This is a genomic window from Methylobacterium sp. E-025, from assembly GCF_022829705.1.
GTDB lineage: Bacteria > Pseudomonadota > Alphaproteobacteria > Rhizobiales > Beijerinckiaceae > Methylobacterium.
The window spans coordinates 1-1,376 of record NZ_JAKSYR010000163.1; the positions used below are offsets into that span (position 1 = coordinate 1).

Sequence of the window (1,376 nt, forward strand, 5' to 3'; positions counted from 1 at the left end):
ACCGCGTTCGACCGCATTCGTCGCTGGGCTATCGGCCGCCCGCGCCCGTCAGCTACCCGGGTCTGGCCTTTCGGCTACCCATGGCCGCCACCATGCAGTAGCCTCTCAATCGGCTCGGTCCAAAATACCGGTCAGGTCACCCCGTGTACCCGACCCGGTGACGTCCGCCTTCGCGGACGGGGTGCCGGGACCGCTCGTCGGCGGTCACGGCACCTGCGTCCTGGTGGTCGAGGACAACGTTGACGTCGGCGCCTTCGCCACCCAGTCCCTGGCCGAGCTCGGCTACGCCACGGTCTGGGCTAAGAACGCCGATCAAGCGCTTGCGGAACTCGCAAAAGATACAGGCCGCTTCGATGTGGTGTTCTCCGACGTGGTCATGCCGGGCATGGACGGGATCGATCTCGGCCACGAGATCCGTCGCCGCCACCGCGACCTGCCGGTGGTGCTAACGTCAGGCTACAGCCACGTGCTGGCCAAAAATGGCACGTACGGATTTGAACTCCTGCACAAGCCGTATTCCGTCGAGGAACTCTCCCGGATCCTGCGCAAGGTCGTGACCTTGCAGGGATCGCGGGGAAGGCCGGGGGCCTGACCCCGCACGCGGGGCAGCCCGACGAGGTCTTTACGCCGCGTGTGCCGTGATCGATCCCCCCGCCATTCTGGGCGACCCACCGGCTGCCGCGAGGCAGGCATCAACGGCTCCGCGGAGGGACGACACGTAGACGTCGGCGCCGACCTGCCGTCCGAGCCCCGCGTCGGTCAGGACCCCTTCGCCCTCCGGCCAGAGGCCGACCAGCACCGGCACGGCCGGGGCCCGACGCTTCAGGCGCTCCAGCAGGTAACGCAGGTGCCACGGGTTGCCGGTGATGTCGAGGTAGGAGATACACACCATCGCCACACCTGACAGGTCGAGGTCATGTATGCCCTCGCGCGAGGCGGACTGATAAGCGGTCACCCGGGCGCCAAGCCCGTGCTTGCGCAGCAATTGCGCCAGCATTGCTGAGGAGGCCTCGTCGAGAGGGCCGCGTCCGGCAAGGCACAGCACCGGCAACTCGCCGCGCCACGCCTCAGGCAACGCGTCCCGGGCCGGGGCCTGACCGGGCACAGCCTCGTTCTTCGGATGCGCGCGCTCGGCGAGCGTCGGGGTGTCGTTCGGGTTGACCGTCGCGTCCATTCCGGCCGGCTCGCCGTCGGGATGGTCCTCGAAGTCCTCGACGAGGGAGCGCGCTGAGGCGCGGATGTTCTCCAGTTGGACAGGTGTGACGACTCCGCGGGCGTAGTCGTTGGCGGCGAGCTGCAGGCCCTTGAGCGCCACCTCGTCGTAGTACGACGATAACGACCTCTCCTTCAGCATCGCCTCGCCCAGGTCACGCGCC

At 68.2% G+C, this 1,376-nt stretch carries 2 pseudogenes; one reads left to right on the forward strand and one right to left on the reverse strand.

The window, feature by feature from the left end:
• Window positions 1-184 precede the first annotated feature (184 nt).
• Window positions 185-592, forward strand: a pseudogene (locus MKK64_RS24035) (response regulator); the annotation flags it as partial.
• Between the two features lie 30 nt (window positions 593-622).
• Here the strand turns inward: MKK64_RS24035 and MKK64_RS24040 are convergent.
• Window positions 623-1,376, reverse strand: a pseudogene (locus MKK64_RS24040) (AI-2E family transporter); the annotation flags it as partial.